Annotated in this window: 21 protein-coding genes; 8 read left to right on the forward strand and 13 right to left on the reverse strand. The window is 48.7% G+C overall.

Translation table 11 applies throughout. The annotated features are described in order from the left end of the window. Position 1: 1 nt before the first annotated feature. Positions 2 to 532, forward strand: a complete 531-nt coding sequence (locus tag MKY86_RS18145; RefSeq protein ID WP_076086092.1) for a GNAT family N-acetyltransferase — start codon at positions 2 to 4, stop codon at positions 530 to 532. A 44-nt stretch (positions 533 to 576) separates the two neighbouring features. Here MKY86_RS18145 and MKY86_RS18150 read toward each other — a convergent pair whose 3' ends face one another. After that, a complete protein-coding gene (locus MKY86_RS18150) occupies positions 577 to 2,163 on the reverse strand; it encodes a PucR family transcriptional regulator (protein WP_076086089.1) in 1,587 nt (528 codons plus the stop codon). A gap of 132 nt (positions 2,164 to 2,295) precedes the next feature. On the opposite strand from MKY86_RS18150, the gene MKY86_RS18155 reads away from it, so the two are divergent. Then, on the forward strand, positions 2,296 to 3,081 hold the full coding sequence (locus MKY86_RS18155; RefSeq protein ID WP_083685789.1) for an acetoacetate decarboxylase family protein: 786 nt from the start codon (positions 2,296 to 2,298) through the stop codon (positions 3,079 to 3,081). A gap of 13 nt (positions 3,082 to 3,094) precedes the next feature. Further along, complete coding sequence (locus tag MKY86_RS18160; protein WP_076086086.1) at positions 3,095 to 3,859, forward strand: SDR family NAD(P)-dependent oxidoreductase; 765 nt, start codon at positions 3,095 to 3,097, stop codon at positions 3,857 to 3,859. A gap of 147 nt (positions 3,860 to 4,006) precedes the next feature. Here MKY86_RS18160 and MKY86_RS18165 read toward each other — a convergent pair whose 3' ends face one another. Next, entirely contained in the window at positions 4,007 to 4,624 is a 618-nt protein-coding gene (locus tag MKY86_RS18165) for an HAD family hydrolase (RefSeq protein WP_076086083.1), read from the reverse strand. Between the two features lie 529 nt (positions 4,625 to 5,153). Between MKY86_RS18165 and MKY86_RS18170 the strand changes: the two genes are divergently transcribed. Continuing rightward, positions 5,154 to 6,287 carry an amidase domain-containing protein gene (locus MKY86_RS18170; RefSeq protein WP_083685787.1) on the forward strand — a complete coding sequence of 378 codons (1,134 nt, stop codon included), beginning with the start codon at positions 5,154 to 5,156 and terminating at the stop codon, positions 6,285 to 6,287. 52 nt (positions 6,288 to 6,339) lie between these two features. Here MKY86_RS18170 and MKY86_RS18175 read toward each other — a convergent pair whose 3' ends face one another. The 5 genes from MKY86_RS18175 to MKY86_RS18195 all read right to left on the reverse strand — a co-directional run bounded on the left by MKY86_RS18175 (position 6,340) and on the right by MKY86_RS18195 (position 9,327). Further along, positions 6,340 to 6,720: a hypothetical protein gene (locus tag MKY86_RS18175; RefSeq protein ID WP_076086080.1), complete on the reverse strand. Its 381-nt coding sequence runs from the start codon at positions 6,718 to 6,720 to the stop codon at positions 6,340 to 6,342. A gap of 403 nt (positions 6,721 to 7,123) precedes the next feature. Beyond that, a complete protein-coding gene (locus MKY86_RS18180) occupies positions 7,124 to 7,738 on the reverse strand; it encodes a class I SAM-dependent methyltransferase (RefSeq protein ID WP_076086077.1) in 615 nt (204 codons plus the stop codon). Positions 7,739 to 7,759: 21 nt separating this feature from the next. Then, positions 7,760 to 8,392, reverse strand: coding sequence for a pyridoxamine 5'-phosphate oxidase family protein (locus MKY86_RS18185; RefSeq protein ID WP_076086074.1), 633 nt, complete (start codon positions 8,390 to 8,392; stop codon positions 7,760 to 7,762). 42 nt (positions 8,393 to 8,434) lie between these two features. Continuing rightward, positions 8,435 to 8,827 carry a VOC family protein gene (locus MKY86_RS18190; protein WP_076086071.1) on the reverse strand — a complete coding sequence of 131 codons (393 nt, stop codon included), beginning with the start codon at positions 8,825 to 8,827 and terminating at the stop codon, positions 8,435 to 8,437. 35 nt (positions 8,828 to 8,862) lie between these two features. Beyond that, on the reverse strand, positions 8,863 to 9,327 hold the full coding sequence (locus MKY86_RS18195; protein WP_076086068.1) for a hypothetical protein: 465 nt from the start codon (positions 9,325 to 9,327) through the stop codon (positions 8,863 to 8,865). A gap of 214 nt (positions 9,328 to 9,541) precedes the next feature. Between MKY86_RS18195 and MKY86_RS18200 the strand changes: the two genes are divergently transcribed. Continuing rightward, positions 9,542 to 9,913, forward strand: coding sequence for an iron chaperone (locus MKY86_RS18200; RefSeq protein WP_076086065.1), 372 nt, complete (start codon positions 9,542 to 9,544; stop codon positions 9,911 to 9,913). A 67-nt stretch (positions 9,914 to 9,980) separates the two neighbouring features. Here the strand turns inward: MKY86_RS18200 and MKY86_RS18205 are convergent, their stop codons facing one another. From MKY86_RS18205 to MKY86_RS18225, 5 genes are all read right to left on the reverse strand, one after another. Beyond that, a complete protein-coding gene (locus tag MKY86_RS18205) occupies positions 9,981 to 10,478 on the reverse strand; it encodes a YcxB family protein (protein WP_076086062.1) in 498 nt (165 codons plus the stop codon). Positions 10,479 to 10,552: 74 nt separating this feature from the next. After that, positions 10,553 to 11,476 (reverse strand): DUF7638 domain-containing protein, encoded by a 924-nt coding sequence (locus MKY86_RS18210; RefSeq protein ID WP_076086059.1) that lies wholly within the window; start codon positions 11,474 to 11,476, stop codon positions 10,553 to 10,555. 16 nt (positions 11,477 to 11,492) lie between these two features. Next, positions 11,493 to 12,617 (reverse strand): PTS transporter subunit EIIC, encoded by a 1,125-nt coding sequence (locus tag MKY86_RS18215; protein WP_083685785.1) that lies wholly within the window; start codon positions 12,615 to 12,617, stop codon positions 11,493 to 11,495. A 116-nt stretch (positions 12,618 to 12,733) separates the two neighbouring features. Beyond that, positions 12,734 to 14,290 (reverse strand): ABC-F family ATP-binding cassette domain-containing protein, encoded by a 1,557-nt coding sequence (locus MKY86_RS18220; RefSeq protein ID WP_036733209.1) that lies wholly within the window; start codon positions 14,288 to 14,290, stop codon positions 12,734 to 12,736. A gap of 23 nt (positions 14,291 to 14,313) precedes the next feature. Beyond that, positions 14,314 to 14,853 carry a DUF3888 domain-containing protein gene (locus MKY86_RS18225; protein WP_076086053.1) on the reverse strand — a complete coding sequence of 180 codons (540 nt, stop codon included), beginning with the start codon at positions 14,851 to 14,853 and terminating at the stop codon, positions 14,314 to 14,316. Positions 14,854 to 15,060: 207 nt separating this feature from the next. Here MKY86_RS18225 and MKY86_RS18230 point away from each other — a divergent pair, with 207 nt between their 5' ends. The 3 genes from MKY86_RS18230 to MKY86_RS18240 all read left to right on the forward strand — a co-directional run bounded on the left by MKY86_RS18230 (position 15,061) and on the right by MKY86_RS18240 (position 16,640). Further along, a complete protein-coding gene (locus MKY86_RS18230; RefSeq protein ID WP_076086050.1) occupies positions 15,061 to 15,489 on the forward strand; it encodes a hypothetical protein in 429 nt (142 codons plus the stop codon). Between the two features lie 21 nt (positions 15,490 to 15,510). Then, complete coding sequence (locus MKY86_RS18235; protein ID WP_076086047.1) at positions 15,511 to 16,029, forward strand: hypothetical protein; 519 nt, start codon at positions 15,511 to 15,513, stop codon at positions 16,027 to 16,029. An 80-nt stretch (positions 16,030 to 16,109) separates the two neighbouring features. Further along, positions 16,110 to 16,640 (forward strand): GNAT family N-acetyltransferase, encoded by a 531-nt coding sequence (locus tag MKY86_RS18240; protein ID WP_076086044.1) that lies wholly within the window; start codon positions 16,110 to 16,112, stop codon positions 16,638 to 16,640. Between the two features lie 10 nt (positions 16,641 to 16,650). Here the strand turns inward: MKY86_RS18240 and MKY86_RS18245 are convergent, their stop codons facing one another. Continuing rightward, complete coding sequence (locus MKY86_RS18245) at positions 16,651 to 16,935, reverse strand: hypothetical protein (protein WP_340827325.1); 285 nt, start codon at positions 16,933 to 16,935, stop codon at positions 16,651 to 16,653. Positions 16,936 to 16,993 lie beyond the last annotated feature (58 nt).

The following is a 16,993-nucleotide window of genomic DNA, read 5'->3' on the forward strand; positions in this document are numbered from 1 at the left end:
AATGAACTTATCCGAACCTTTTACAACCAGCCGTCTCCACTTCCGCTTACTGAATCAGTCCGACATCGACGCGGTCTACCGACAATTCTCGGACCCGGACATGTGCAGATACTTCAGTGAGCCGCCCTGCGATTATACTGAAGCCATTGAAATCATTGAACATTACGCCCAGCCTGAAGGCAAAGGCCATCACCGCTATGGGATGTTTGACCGGGAGACCGGTTCCTTCATTGGCACCTGCGGCTATCATTATTGGGACGCTGAGCGGAAGCAGGTGGAGATCGGTTATGACATCTGGAAGGACTATTGGGGGCAAGGTTATATGTCGGAGGCCCTGCCCGTACTTCTCGACACGTGCTTCACACAGCTTGATGTGGATTGCATCTATATCCTGACTCATCCGCATAACGCTGCTTCGATGGCAACTGTGCGAAAGTTTGGGTTTGAGGTGTGTGCGCCTTGCAGGGAAGTGGAGGAAGAGCCTCAGGTGTGTATGAAGCTAATGCGGGAGAACGCAGCTGCTGCCAAATAACAAGTGGAAACGGATTTGCCGTCCTTTTAAAGGACGGTACCGTTTCAACGAGAAGGGCTCCCTCCCCCATGGAGCTTTTCCAGATAATCTGTCATTTGATAGGACATATATAGCCTTAGTACCTGATCGATCTGGCGCAAATCAAGCTGAATCAGTTCGTCGATCTGGCGTAAACGGTACCGCAGGGTGTTGCGGTGGACGAATAGTTCGTCGGCGGTTTTTTGCAGCTGCTGGTTGTTCTTCAAATAGCAATAGAGGGTATGATACAAGTCGGCATGATGCTTCTCATCGAATACACGCAGGACCGTAAGCGCCGGATGGGTGACATCCCGGGAATCATGCTGCGCATGCGGGGACAACAGATCATACAGCTGCACATCAGCATACAAGATGCGCGGTTCCGCAGGCCAGACGATCCGCCCGATCTCCAGTGCCTTGAGCGCCTGCAGATAATATTTGCGGCAGTCTGTAAGGTCGGTGAATTCCCGGCTGATTCCCAGACGGATCTGATGGCTGACGAGAAATTCCCGCAAGCTTGGATCATACTCTCTTGACCTAGACGATGCAGTATCACCCTCACTGACCCCCACCATATACTCATGGTAAAAGATCAGCCGCTCCTCCCCGAAACGCAGGTGCAGCTGATCCCTTAAATAACCAGTCTGTTTGCCGGAAGCAGAGGCATCGTACCCCGCAAGCTCCAGCACCAGAATAGACAATCTGCCCTTAGGCAGATGCACTCCGCTCCGCAGGCTCTCCTGAATTAGTTGTGAACCGTTCTCCCCATTCTCCAGCAATTCATAGATCAGCTCTTCATATTCCGCCTGGCTCGAATTCCGGTAAAAGCTGTTCTTCGCCAGCTCCGCTGCCACCAGCCCGGCCGTAAAACCCGCCAGTTCATGATCCTTCTGTTCAATCGGGCGTGTATCGCCCAGCACAATCACATTCCCGACAGGCTTGCTGCCGATCCTAATCCTGGCGACCAGCTTGGTCACCTGGCTTCCGCTACATTCCACTTCGTAAGCCTCCAGCGACTCTATGCCGGTCTGCACACTCTTCAGTTGGTGGACGGCAGCTATGAAATCATAGGAACAGTAGCCTTTGTGCAGATTATCGCTCCAGATGGGATCGCTAACCCCGCTACAATCCGAAGAAGCCAGAACCTTATAGCTTACATCGATGATAATTACCGGATTGCCCATCAGCTCTGCCGCCGCACAGACGATTGCATCCAGTCCTTTGCCGGCGACACAGGCCTCAAGCATTCGGCCCTTAGCCTGCTCCCGTTCAGCCTCTTCCAGGAACAGCCCCCGGATTTGATTATAGAGCTCGAATACATCTTCCCCTGCCCCGAATTCCATACGGTTCTGTCTGCTATATATCTGCTGATGCTGACCTGAAGCTGGCTCCACAGTATCATTAATCAGCATCAGGCTGGCCTGCTCCAACCCTTCTGCGTGATCCGGTAATCCGGACCGGTAGCCTACATAGATATATTCAGGTGCAAAATGCGTCAGGTTCCTCGTAATCAGCATCGTATCTGAATATGCTGTCGTTATTGCTTTGTTCCACTGGATATGTAGGGCTTGCTTACTAAATTGTCTGCTAATCTGTTCAAAGGTTACATTCATCGCTCTCCCCCCTTGATTATTATAGTGCGCCGCGCACAAAATTCCCATTTATTTTTATATTTTCCATATATATAATCACTGGAATAGTCATGTTACATTATTCGTGACCCTATATCACAGGAGGAGATTCAGATGAGCAGCTTCGTAAAAGATGTGAATGAGATTACCAAAAGAATCAATACACCTACGACCTTCTATAATGCCGAGACACTAACTGTCTATTGGGAGACTTCGCCCGAAGTGATCCGCAGCATTCTGCCCGCCCCGCTTACGCCGGGTCCAAGGCCGCTTGTGCACGCTTTTGTAGCTAACTATCCCCGCACCAGCTTCTGTGAGCCTTACCGTGAAGCCGCGGTCTTCGTCCTGGCAGCCTACAACGGGCAACCGGGCACCTACTGCCTGTCCATGCCGATCAGCGATGATATCGCGATGGGGCTAGGGCGTGAAATATACGGCTTCCCCAAGAAGATGGCCGATATCAGTCTCCAGAAGGAGGATCACCATATAGCAGGCAGCGTCTCCCGGCGGGGTACTGAATTCTTCCATGTAGAGGCAGCGCTTAGCGGGAAAATGAATGCCGCAGACGGTGAGAGTATCATCTCCGCACATTACGGTAACGGCCTGCCTGTCTTCAACATGAAGTATTCCAAGTCACCGGATGGCCGCGGATTCGATCTTGGACCGCTGCTGATCCGGCAGACAGCCTCGATGGATATCAGTGTGCGCACGGCGGCAGAAGTAGAGATTCACCTGCATGACTCTCCGCATGATCCTTGGGCCGAGCTGGAAGTCGTTCGTATGCTGGGCGGCATCTACACGGTCAGCAATACCGTCCTTGAACGCGGTGAGGTTCTGACTGCTGTAGATCCTGAACAGTTCCTTCCCTACTCCAACTTGCGCTGGGATTGGTGGAATTAATGGAGGTGTGCCTGTGAGAAATCCATTTGATTTGAGCGGAAAAGTAGCAGTGGTGACAGGCGCAGCCGGGGGAATAGGCGCGGAATTGGTCCAAGCTCTGGCCGGGCAAGGGGCGGATGTTGCCCTGTTGGATGTAAGAGTGGACGAGCCGCAATCGGCGCGGCAACAGATTGAAGCCCAGGGCCGCCGGGCGCTTCCGCTCCAATGTGATGTAACCCGCGGCACGGAGATTGAATCGGCGGTAGCAAGCATTCTGGAGCATTTCGGACAGATTGATATCCTGGTGAATAATGCCGGAGTTGCATCCACAGGCTCTGTCGAGGAACTGGCGGAAGCGGAATGGGACCGGGTGATGGATACCAATGTGAAGAGTATTTATCTCATGTCCAAAGCTGTGATCCCGGCCATGAAGGAACGCAAGGCGGGCCGCATTATCAACCTTGCTTCCATCTGCGGTGTGAAGGGCAGCAAGCTGGCTGCCCTGCATGCCTATAATGCCTCCAAAGGCGCAGTCGTGAATCTGACCCGCGGCATGGGCGCGACCCTTGCTCCTTACGGAATCACAGTGAATGCGATCGGACCCAGCCTGTTCCCCAGCCGGATGACCCGCGCGCTCTACCAGGACCAATTTCTGGAGCAGTATAATTCGCTATGCCCCATGGGCCGGCCCGGCAACCCCGATGAATTGAACGGCGCTGTCCTCTACTTCGCCTCGGATGCTTCCAGCTACACGACAGGCCAGACGCTGTATGTGGACGGGGGCTGGACAGCCGTCTGAGCCAACCGTACCACTGGTACGCTATCCTCTGCGTATCCGCCGCATTATCGCCGGAATTGAATAAGGAGTTGTCTTCATAGCCATGAAATGGCTGTAAGACAACTCCAGCTTTTGCAGGAAGAGATCCTCCTTTATCCAAGGGCCGCTTCAGAACAATTCCAGCAGCCCATCCAGCCGGTCAATCACATAATCATGACTGCTCACTTCACCGAAGCCGTATCTTGCATATACAAAAGGAATCCCCGCGAACCTGGCCGCCTTCCTATCCCCTTCTGTATCGCCTACATAGACAGGACTCATCAGATGATTTCTGTCCATGACCAGCTTAATATTCTCTCCCTTGGACAGTCCGGTTCTCCCCGGATTCTCGTAGTCTGTGAAATACTTCTGCAACCCATGATACGCATAAAAGGCCTCAATGTACCCCGCCTGGCAGTTGCTTACGATGAACAGCTTATATTTAGCCGATAATGCCTGAAGCACCTCTTCCACCCGAGCATACAACCCTCCGCCTTGTTGCGACAGAACGAGACACTCCATATCACAACATTCATCCATAATCTTCTGCCGGATCTCATCATCTGCATCAGGAAACAGCCTTCGGCCAACCTCCGGCACCGGCAGCCCCATAATGCCTTGTAAATTGTCTATCGTTACCTCTTTGGCTGCTCCCTTATAGCTGCTAATCACTTGATTCCATCCACTTACTACGGTCTCCGTCGGGTCCCATAACGTACCGTCCAGATCAAAAATAATACTATCCATTTCGGATTCCCCTCACATTTTACTTTTACTCAGACTTAATAAAGCTCAGAATACTATCAATTGTACTCCGATCAAGTCCCGATAACCAAGCAATGGTATCATTCTCTTCTCTTGTAATGGCCAGAGCTACTATTTTCACCGATATACTGTAAATCTAACGCACTACACTTCCTTACGCATAATTTAGACTTCATCAAATTCCCTCATTAATTTGTAAAAAGTGTTCTTCTTATACCAAGTCTATTCATAAATTCTACAGCCGAAAAATCGTTACTCTTCCAGCTCTCATAATTGGTATCCATTATCTTCTTTGTCCAAAAGTAAGAGTGTTCAAGTTTATTTGCGGCCGCCCCAGGTGCTTCCCTTTTTTCCTTGCTTCAGCGATACCTTCAGCCTACGCCTGCTTAGGACGAATATCTCAAAAAAATATTGTTTAAAAAAAATTTAAAATTCCAAGGAAGCTTTTCCCTTTTTTGGCGTTTATAACTATGAACGGCATTACAAAATATGACAATGGGAGAGTGGCAAATTGAACTTCAAGAAGACTTGGTTGATTGTCGGAACGTTCGCTCTAGGCTTCAGCTTAATGGGAAGTGCTGTTTCCGCAGAGACTAATTCAGAGAAGAATGCTGATATTCAAATTAAAGCTAGTGATATCCAGTTTTATAATGTGCTTCCTGGAAAGTCAGCAGAGGTGAAGGAAAAAGCTCTTATTGAACACAAAGATGCTATCAACTTGGTTGAAAACCAGTTGAATAAAGATGGTATCGCTATCAAAACAGACTTAGACAATGTGGAATATCAAAAATATGTACTCTCGTTAGGAACTTCTTTTGAATTATTCTCTGCAGAGGACATGAAAAAGATAGTTGAATATGTAAAATTTATTGATTGGTATGAAAACTATGAACTTAATGTACAATTGAAAACATATCAAAATAAGCTTAAAAACAACGTAACACTCTCCAATGCAGAACTTACTAAATTAAATGGTCTTTTACCGATTCCTTCAGATGCTCCTTCTACTGCTCCATCTACAGCCAATAACGAAACAACAACTAGTAGCGAAACAAACTTTGATTCTTTCGCAACAGACGAGGTTAGTCCACTAGCCGTTTCCGCAAACGGATATGACAACATAGCAGCCCGTGACTATGCTTATAGTTGGTGGAACAAAAGAAATCCCACGTATTCAACATATTATGCTGAAAAAGCAGGCTGTAATGTAGCGAATTCATCTTGTTGGTCGCAATGGAATGATTGCACTAACTTTGTATCCCAAGCGATTTATGCAGGAGGGATGAAATTTAGAACAGGTTCCCACGTAACTGCTGATGATGCTTGGAGGTTCGGACCTCTTATGCCTACTCACACGTGGGGAGGAGCGCAAAATTTCTATAAACATTGGAGTCAAAGAGCTGGCGTTGCATCAAGTGTGACCGCTCTACAAACAGGTGATGCCGTAAATGCGGACTTTGGAGCTGATGGACATGTCGATCACACTGCTATAATCACAAAAAATACAGGCAACAACAATAATAATAAATTCTTAACCCAACACACAACTGACAAAAAGGAAACTAGCACACTCCAAGATTGGTTTAGCGCTGGCTATACAGTATATGGATACGAAATGGACAAAGCTAGTAACACTGGTAACTAAGCACAACGTAAAACAACGCCCCCTTTACAAAGTAGGGGCGTTGTTTTCTTGTCTAGTCCTCAAGGTTCGCAATTCCAGCATTTAAACTATATATAATATAAAAATGATTCCATTGCTGCATAGTGACTATTTCTTCCCTACCGTCTTTAATAAAAAAATAACCCGATCCCTCCTGTTGAGTATATCCCCACCCTTCTCGTTCCATGCGTGACTTTAACAGTTCCTGTGGATCACCCTCTTCTTTCGTGAGGTAGCGCTCTCGGCCAGGCATATCGCTATCTATCCGAATAACAGATTTACCGGTTGATTCTAAACGATACATATGTTTCACATTATTATATCCAACGTTATTGACGTATAATGCTCCTAACACGACTAAAAGGACAATAGCCCCAATAAAGCTAAATAAAATGATCTTCCATTTCTTCTTCATCCGTTCCCCTTCCCCCTTAAAAAATTGTTTTCATCTTATTTTTAAACGGAAGCGGGCATCACTTAGTTACCAAAAAATTCGATTTGTGCAGAAAGAACGTTCCAGTCTACATCGGGGTCAATAAGAAACCCTCAACGCTCCAAAGCCAGTTTAAAAGCGTCTGAGTTGAAATTTAGCGGCTCATCAGTGTATTTCTGTTTGACCTCCAGCAACGCCCATTTTCTCGGGAAATCAATAATTCCGTTGATAGCTTGAACAGCAATAAACGTATCATAAGTAACGCGAACTTCCGGATATTGTTCTTTATGTTCTATGGAGCTGCGCCCGGCCCGAACCTCAAATATCTTACGAATGCCTACGGTCTTGCCCTCGTATCCAGGTACGTGATCTCTTACCTTTCAGATCATAGTTGTTGTTCCTCTGGCCCCGCCCAGATCAAATGCACCATATTCAGCGAATAGCTCTCCACTCTAGTGATCTGCATCCCCGACTCCCGGACCAGTCCGAGAATATCCCGGGTCTGATGGCATCCATAGATGCGGTACAGGAGCGGATTCAACGCCCGTTGCAGTGTAGTGACCAAGATGTTAGAACCAATTCCATGCTCCAGGAGCAGGATGGTGCCGTCCGGCTTACACCAGCGGTTCAGCTTCACCAGCAGGTTCAGCGGGTTCTTATAGCTGCATAAGGACAGCGTGGAGACAATCGTATCGAACGAATGCGCAGCAAAGCTCATGTCTTCGATATCTGCACATATACAATCAGCTTCCAGTCTGTACTGTCCGGCGGCCCGTCTGGCCTTCTCAACCATGGCTCCGCTGAAGTCCACAGCCGTGATCTTGACGCCTTGAGGATAGAACGGGAAGTTCGCCCCGGCTCCGACGGCAAGCTCCAGCACCTCACCCTTCGCAGAACCGATTAGCTTCTGGCGCCAACGCCGCTGCTTCGGATCATCTCTTTTACGGTCATAATCCGTGGCCTGCCTGTCAAAAATCCGTATCAGCCTCTCTGTATCCATCCCCGCTATTCACTCCCCTTCTTAGTACAGCCGCTTCTCGTAGCTCTCCTCTATACCTCGCCGCACCACTTCCTCCGTGAACTCCGCTGCATTCACATGAGCGGCGATGATGGCCGGAGCAGACGGGAGCAAGGCTTCAGCAGGCCAGGTGCCGGAGTCCCAGACCTGCGACCTTTTGAAGGCCTTGGCACAATGCATATAACATTCCTCCACCTTCACCCCGATCCCCAGCGCAGGCCGCTTGCCTCGGGCTCGCATTCGATCCAGGATAGGCTCATCCTTAATGATATAGGCTTGCCCGTTAACCCGCAGTGTCTCTTCAAGCCCCGGGATAATAAAAATCAGACCGATATGCGGATTAGCCAGGATATTCAGCAAAGAGTCCAATCTGCGGTTCCCCGGACGTTCAGGAATGACCAGATGCCCTTCATCCAGCACCAGCACCGAACCGGGCGCATCCCCGCGCGGAGAGACATCGCAAGAGCCATGTTCATCTGCTGTGGACAGAAATAATAGAGGGGACATCGCTATATAATCACGGCAGTGATGATCCAGCTGATGGATCGATTTGCGCTTCACCACTTCACTCGGATAGCCCAGAAGCTCTCTGAGCTCATTTTCCGACGTCAGCATTTCATGAAAAGGTTTATTCATCCCGCATCCCCGCTTCTGATTATTATATTGACCCCACTCCGCCTAACACCAGACCTGCATCCGTTCATCCAGAGTGGAAGTATGCAGCTCCAGCTGAATTCCATCCGTGTCCAGGAAATTCACTGACCAGCCGGTTCCCCGCTGAACAGGTCCTCTGACGATCTCTATATGATGTTTGTTTAAGATAGCTACGGCTTCCTCGAAATCATCCTCTGCGATATAAAAAGCTACATGATCCATCCCCGCAAGTCCGCCTGTCTGCACCCCGGCTTTCGTCTGTTCCACCAGACATACCCAGGCGCTGCCCCACTCCAGATACGCATCCGACCTCCCGCGGTGTCTAACGCTCATTCCCAGAATCCCCTGATAGAATTCCAATGAAGCCTGAAGGTCGCGTACCTGGAGTGTGATGTGACTGAATCCGGAGACTTTCATTGATTAGTTCCTCCTATTCTCCATCCCTTAGTTAACTACAGCCATCTCACAAACTTCTTATGTACCACTTCGATCTGGTGCCGCTCCGCCCATTCCGTTAGCACCTTTATCCCTTGATCTTCCTGCTCGGGGAATCGAAAACAGTATTTATAAGTAACCAGCAGATTGGCTCTGGGCTTTACTGCGATCACGGGCAGCAAGTAGCCTTTGATGAAAATACACTTAATATTAGAGGCTTCAATCTCTACATTCTTGATCTGCAGGGCTTCCGGCTTAATCTCTATGTTGAACGCCCTGCTAAAGGTAAACAAACGATATACCATAATCCCTGCAACGGCTATTGCAATTCCGATGACGAGATAGGTCACAATCTGCTCCAACAGAGTCGTTTTATCGACCCGAAGGAAAAAGCTTATCCAGAATAACATCAGGGCAATCACGCTTATAGTGGCCGGCAACTCAGCAGGACGTTTGCCTTTGAACCCGATCCTCTCCTCCATCCCATAACCCCCTTCTCATTTATTTTGAAGAACAACAAGCTTCTTCTATCATACAGGGAAATGCTGGAATGAGGAAGGGAGCCCTACTCCTTCATCATTCAACACCTCCCATTGTGATGGTTAATCAAATTTATTCATTAAAATTTTTGACTATCCTGCGGCTACAAGATATTATGGAGGGCATAAGGGCTGACATAGATCAGGAGGACGCACCATGGATGTGTTTGCAGAGTATCTGGCTAAGATCGATAATCCGGTCCATCAGGCAACGGTGGAGGAAGTACTCGCCTGGGTGTTGCAGGAGTTCCCGCAGCTCGAACCGAGAATTGGCTGGAACCAGCCGATGTTCACCGATCACGGAACATACATTATCGGCTTCAGTGTAGCCAAAGGGCATATGGCTGTCGCCCCGGAAAAAGCTGGCATGGATCATTTCGAAGAGATCCTGAAGCAAGGCGGAATAGATCACACCAAGCTGCTGATCCGCATGAAATGGACGAATCCGGTAGATTACGGCCTGCTGAGACAGTTAATCGAGTACAATATTGCCGACAAGGCGGATTGCACAAGCTTTTGGCGGGTATAGCTGCGGCTAATCATCCGCTCCCGGATACAGAAAAGGACATGCGCGGGTAGCATGTCCTTCTTTTTTGTCACCAAATCACGCCACTGACAATCTTGCGGTGATCTGACACATACGCTCTGAATTTATGCTCCTGTGCGGCATCCTCGAACGATTGCTTCGCAACGAACCAATATTCCTGTGGCCCATAGAACAGCAGATAGTAGCTCTGGTTCTCCCATACCCGGGTGAAAGAGCCCCAGGTCATGACGGACGCGTCCTTCTCCGGACTGAAATTGATCCCCTCTGCATCGAAAAGATATTCAAATTCCTTATTGTACCTTGTATCTGCCGACAATATCTTCGGTAAAAGCAAGGTTCGCATCACGATTGACATTCCCATGGTCAGAACCAGCGTAATCGATATGCCGAGCAAAATGACCGACTGGTTCTGAGTATACAGAATCATGCACACCGCTATAAATACCGCTTGAACGCCAATCGATAGTATAGATTTCCACGAGTGGAAATATAATGCCCGCGCCACCTTGGAAATATGCCGTCCATAATGAAAGCTGATTGTCTCCATCCTGCCACCCTCTATCTCTTCACTTCATCACTTATAGTAGTATAGCATCCAACGCGTAGAAAATCCTGCCCCGTTCACACTTCGCGTGTCTCTTCGGGATGATACAGGATTCGCTGGTAATCCCAATCCTTCGTATCCATATCGCTCAGATACATCCGTTCATGCTCCGGCACAAGCTCATATTTGATTCGAAGCTGCTCCCGGTAGTATTCACCCGGATTCTCCAGATAAGCATAATAGGCAGCCCGGCACGCTTCATGCGCCGTTTGCTCGCCGTTCAGCTGCTTGTGGAGGTTATGCAGCTCTTTGAGCTTCTCCTGTGCATCGGCAGAGTATAGGGCTTCGCCTAATGTAACCTCGCCCAATTGCAGAATATGTACCGTTACAGGAGTATCCATTGTCGTGAAGAAGGTCTTATCTGCAACAAGCGCGTCCAGCTGCTCCAGCGTATATTCTGCGTCAGCAGGCAGGTTATAGACCGCTACCTTTCCGTCCTTGTATATCACAACATCGACCAGGTATACTGCGCCGCTATTCTTCATGAACAGATGGACACTTTTGCCCTCCGTCGTCTGGTAGAACATTTCGCTGTTGACATAGAATTCCGTAGAGGAAGGTGAATGCGCAATCCGGCGCGCTTCACTCTGCTCCTGCTCCCGGTCCGAAATCTCATAGATATTCGTATGGTCCGGGTTCAGCAGGCTCACTGTTTCCTGAATATGCTGGTAATAGCTTGCAGCGTTGTAAGTCCACATTGCCGACTCTACCGTATACGCACCCAGTCCATGAATGGACAGCTGCTTCCCGGAGGGGACTGCCGGCGTTAACCAGCCTGAATTTATTTTGCCGGATAAGCCCTTAAGATCTGTAAGCTCCCAGCAGTTGACCATGCCGTCTTTGTACACATCTACATTAATATAGAAGTAACTTCCTCCGTTATGGATGATTCCGGGAATGGAAGTCCCTTCCACCGTCTTGGTTCTTCTAATCTTTCTCATGTGTAATCCCCCTTAGCTAGGATTTGGCAAGTGGTTCGACGACTGGCTCCGGTCCAAGCTTCACGCACAACGTTGCAATCAGGGCTATCAGGAACCCGGTGGTACATGCGATCAGGAAGCCGCCGAACCCTTCCCCCAGATAAGCAGGCAGCGTAGCCAGCCCCGGAAAAGCGAACGAAATCGCAGACGAGCCGAACATCCCGACCATCCCGCCGCCAATCGAGCCTGCACAGCAGACAATAATCATCGGCTTACGCAGCGGCAGATTGACCCCGAACATTGCAGGCTCCGTCACACCAAACAAGGCCGATATCGATGCCGACAGGCTTAAGGTGCGGAACTGCTTGTCTTTGGCTTTGATGAATACTGCCAGCGCTGCTCCCGCTTGGGCAAAGGCAGCAGGACCCATCAGCGCGAGGATCGTGTCTGATCCACCCGTGCTGATGTTGTTGATCGCCAGCGGCACCAGACTCCAGTGCAGGCCGAAGATGACCATCGGCTGAATGATCGCCCCCAGCACCATTCCGGCGCCGACTGAACTGAGATTATACACTGTACGGTACCCGTCTGCCAGGGCGTCACCGGCCAGCGCCCCCATCGGTCCGAATACCAGCAGCGTCACCGACGATACCACGATCACGGAGATCAGCGGAGTGAAGAAGCCGCGAATGACCTCCGGCAATATTTTGACACAGAATCGCTCGACATAGACCAGCAGGCCTACCGCCAGGATGATGGGAATAGCGCTTGCAGGATAATTCACCGGCTTGATGCTCATGCCCATAAACTCAATGACTTCGTTGTTCGCAAATAGTGTAGTCAGACTGGGATATAGCATAACCCCGCCTATAACGACCGCCGTATAAGGATTGGCCCCGAATTTACGGGCTGCCGTAAACGCCAGCAGCAGCGGAAGGTAATGGAACAGGCTGTCCGCCATGGCATTCAGCACCGTATAGGTGCCTTCGGTCTTGCTGATGAGCTCCAGCGCAACCACACCTGCGAGCAGACCCTTCATGATTCCTGCCGCGCTCAATATATTAACTATGGGAAGAAAAATACCAGAAATGCCGTCAATAATGATATTGACCAGACTGCGTTTGGATGGCTTCACGACTGTCTCCTCATTCACAACGTTCATATGATCCCCCTGCATTCTTACTCCACTGTAATACGAATGACCCGTAAGAGTCACTTTTCGCAAAGTACCCTCCTACGGGTCAAGCTCAACACCGGCGTTATTGCCGGTACGGTTCTCTAGAAGACTTTGGTCGTCCATGATTCGCAGTTCCAGGTATCGGTTACGATATCACGGTAGAATTCAGGCTCATGCGAGATCAGCAGAATGCTACCCTTATAGGCCTTGAGTGCACGCTGCAACTCTTCCTTCGCATCGACATCGAGATGGTTGGTAGGCTCATCCAGTACCAGCAGATTGCTCTCCCGGTTAATCAGCTTGCACAGACGGACCTTGGCCTTCTCGCCACCGCTCAGGACAGCAATTTTGCTCTCAATATGCTTGGTGGTCAGGCCGCACTTCGCCAGCGCTGCACGAATCTCGAATTGGGAGTAAGACGGGAATTCGTTCCAGATCTCCTCGATACAGGTGTTATAATTGGATTCCTTCATTTCCTGCTCGAAATACCCGATCTCCAGCAGATCGCCAAGCCGGGCTGTGCCCGAGATAGGCTGGATCTGGCCGAGAATGCTTCGCAGCAGCGTAGTTTTACCGATACCGTTCGCACCGACGAGGGCGATCTTCTGCCCGCGCTCCATGCTGAGGTCCAGCGGACGCGACAATGGGGAATCATACCCGATTACCAGATCCTTGGTCTCAAAAACCATTTTGCCGGAGGTCCGCCCCTGCTTGAAGTTGAACTGCGGCTTCGGCTTCTCCTTGGCAATCTCGATGACCTCCATCTTATCCAGCTTCTTCTGACGGGACATCGCCATATTGCGGGTCGCTACGCTGGCCTTGTTGCGGGCCACGAAGTCCTTCAGATCGGCAATCTCCTGCTGCTGGCGCTTGAACGCGGATTCCAGCTGCGACTTCTTCGCTTCATACACCTGCTGGAAATACTCATAATCGCCCACATAACGCGATAGCGACTGGTTCTCCATATGGTAGATCAGGTTGATCACGCTATTCAGGAACGGAATGTCATGCGAGATCAGAATGAAGGCATTCTCATAATCCAGCAGATAACGCTTCAGCCAGTTGATATGCTGCTCATCCAGATAGTTCGTAGGCTCATCGAGCAGCAGAATGTCCGGCTTCTCCAGCAGCAGCTTCGCCAGCAGCACCTTGGTCCGCTGACCGCCGCTGAGGTCGTTAACATCCTTGTCCAGACCGATGTCGGTCAGACCGAGTCCACGCGCGGTTTCATCGATTTTGGCATCAATCATATAGAAGTCCTGGCTGGTCAGCATGTCCTGAATCGTTCCGACATCCTCCAGCAGCTGCTCCAGCTCCTCAGGGGTCACATCCCCCATCTTGCCGTACATGTCGTTCATCTCCTGTTCCATATCGAACAGATATTGGAAGGCCCCGCGCAGCACATCCCGGATGGATTGCCCTTGCTGAAGCACCGCATGCTGATCCAGATAACCGGCCCGCATCCGTTTCGCCCATTCCACCTTGCCTTCGTCCGGCTGCAGCTTACCGGTAATGATATTCATGAAGGTCGATTTACCTTCACCGTTGGCGCCGATCAGACCGATATGCTCACCCTTCAGCAGGCGGAAGGAGACATCCGTGAAGATGGCCCGGTCGCCGAAGCCGTGACTAAGCTTTTCTACATTTAATATGCTCATGAAGTTACACCTTTTCCTTTATTCTATATTCTCGTCATATTATAAAGGCTAACGCGCCACAACTCCAGAAGGTTTGTAAAAAAAGCCGCTTCATTTGTATCTTTTCTCAACATATCCAGGTAATTTGGCGGAAAATCGTATACCTCCGGTCCCTTTATATGCTTATACTCTACAAGCTCAACTTGCGAAGATGAGATTCTATAAGTGAACAAATCCTCTCCCACACTGATATGCGGTCCCACTGTAGGGAAGGCTCTCAGCGTAATCTGAAAGTCAAAGCCGCGAAAGCCGTTCACCCGCTCCACGTGTTCTACTTGAACGAAATACGGATAAAGGTCAGGACTGGTGGTCAAAAGACTGAAATAGGCTGACTTTAGCCGATCATCCATATAGGGAAGCAATTGGAGGACAAGCATGTCCTGCAGTTGCTGCTCTCGGGAATCTTGCTGCGGATTCTGTAGCTGCGATTGCGGCTCTGCTGCTGTACATAGGACCGGTGAAAGCCAGTCTGTTTTAAGCGCGATAATTAGCAGTATGGTAATGACTCGTAGTGTTCTTTTCACCGGAATCTCCCCTTGGTCAATAGGTATAGTATAAATTTGCCTAAAGGGGGAGGAAGTATGTGATACAGTAATGAAACTATTTTCTTAGCGTTCAATTTACCAAAAAGTAATATTTGGATTATAAACTTACTTTCTCCTATCTTTTGTATTATATTGGTTAGAGAGGTATCGGCTGATTTATAAATCATACATTTGGAGAAGATGCATATGACTTTTAAACCACTCAGAATTCCAACTATACTCTTGATACTTTCAGTCACCTTATTATCGGGGTGCGAAGGCGAAACTTCCAATAGTCTCGCGGCAGCAGATAATGAAGAGTATAATTTGACAATTACTAATAACAGCCCATTATTTTTGAAAAGTGTAGTTGTGACTGTAGATGAAAAAGACGACACACACATTAATTCTCAAATTGATAGTAATATTAATGTTGGTGAAGTCGCAAAGTTCAGGATCAAAAATGGAAATCACAGTTTCAAGATTACACTCAATCCCAAAAAGAACTACTCTGTAAGTAAAGAAGTTAGTGAAAAATTCGAACAAGGCAAAGTAATTAATTATCAAGTAGAAATCGATAGAAATGAAGTCACTATTAATAATAAACAAACCGACAATGAGACATCTGGAGAATAACCCAAGTTAGCGGAGGTAAGAATGTTAGAAATCAAGGGAATAGGAATCAGTGCAGTTAAATACGCACTCCTGAATTTTGTTTTGGTCATAACAAACTTATTGTTATATGCTTCAGGACCAGATGGTGGCGGAACCGGGGACCGGGAGGAAGGGCTGATGTTCTATCAGATGTACTTGATCTGCCTGATTGCGGGATTTGCCATCTATGGGGTATGGTCCATTACAGCAGGTAGATATGAGAAAAAAACAAGAGGTCTAACTGCTATTCCTGTGTTATTATCCTCAGTTTTTATCACCAGTGTATTAATTTATGCTAACCGTAGGTACAAGAACCTGTATGACGGTGCTCTCTTAAATGACAAAGGGTCGAAGGTCTTGGCCCTCTACGCCGACATTTCCCTGTATCTGGTATTCTTCCTTCTGCTCTTTGCTGTTTGCATCAGTGTGCTTGGAATTCTTAAGAGAAACAAATTATCTGTACTGGGGCTGCTGCTGAATCTATCGCTGCTAATACTCTTAAACCTAATACAATTTGTATAAAATAATACTCTCCATTCTCGTGGAAATCATGGCATGTTACGATGAAGCTATGCTGATCTGGAGTCATGGAGGTGTACAAAATGTATATGGAACAAGGAAACTTGGTTATCCGGAATGCAACTGTGGCCGATGCAGAGCTGTTATGCAACTGGTGGAACGACGGAGATGTCATGGCGCATGCCGGATTTCCTGAGGGCTTAGGAATCACTGAACAAGAGGTGTTAACCCAATTGCAGACCGGGACAGACTCTGAACGGAAAGGACGTCTGATTCTTGAAATCGATGGTACTCCCGCAGGTGAAATGAGCTACAGTGCGGTTTCTGGACATGTGGCGGAGATGGGGATTAAAATCTGTGATTACAATCAACAAAACAAAGGGGCAGGCACAGAATGTTTAGGTATGTTGGTCCGTTATTTGTTTGAAACACAGGGGTTTCACAAGATCATACTGGATACGAATCTTAAGAACACCAGAGCACAGCATGTGTATGAGAAACTCGGCTTCCGTAAAATAGCGGTACGAAAGAATGCCTGGGCAGATCAGCATGGGGAATTACAGACTTTTGTTGACTATGAGCTATCCCTAACGGAATGGACTCAAAGTTCCTGAGCCTGACTGGTCATGTTGTGTTCAGTTTTTCGAATGAACAAAATGCCTGCGGCATCCCCATTGTGATCGGTTTTTCGACCACATTCGGCCCACACGCCTCTGCCGCACCGAATGTAGTCGGTTTTTCGACCACATCTGGCCCACATGCCTCTGCCGCACCGAATGTGGTCGGTTTTTCGACCACATCCGGCCCACACGCCTCTGCCGCACCGAATGTGGTCAGTTTTTCGACCATATCCGGCTGTTCGGTGAATTCAGCGAAGTCATTCCTATTACTGATCCAGAATATAGTCATCCTGCCGATGCTCCAAGACACTTCCCCCCAACTTTATGCACAACTTATCCATTTCGGA

Source organism: Paenibacillus sp. FSL R7-0333 (assembly GCF_038000365.1).
Classification (GTDB): Bacteria; Bacillota; Bacilli; order Paenibacillales; family Paenibacillaceae; genus Paenibacillus_AQ; species Paenibacillus_AQ silagei.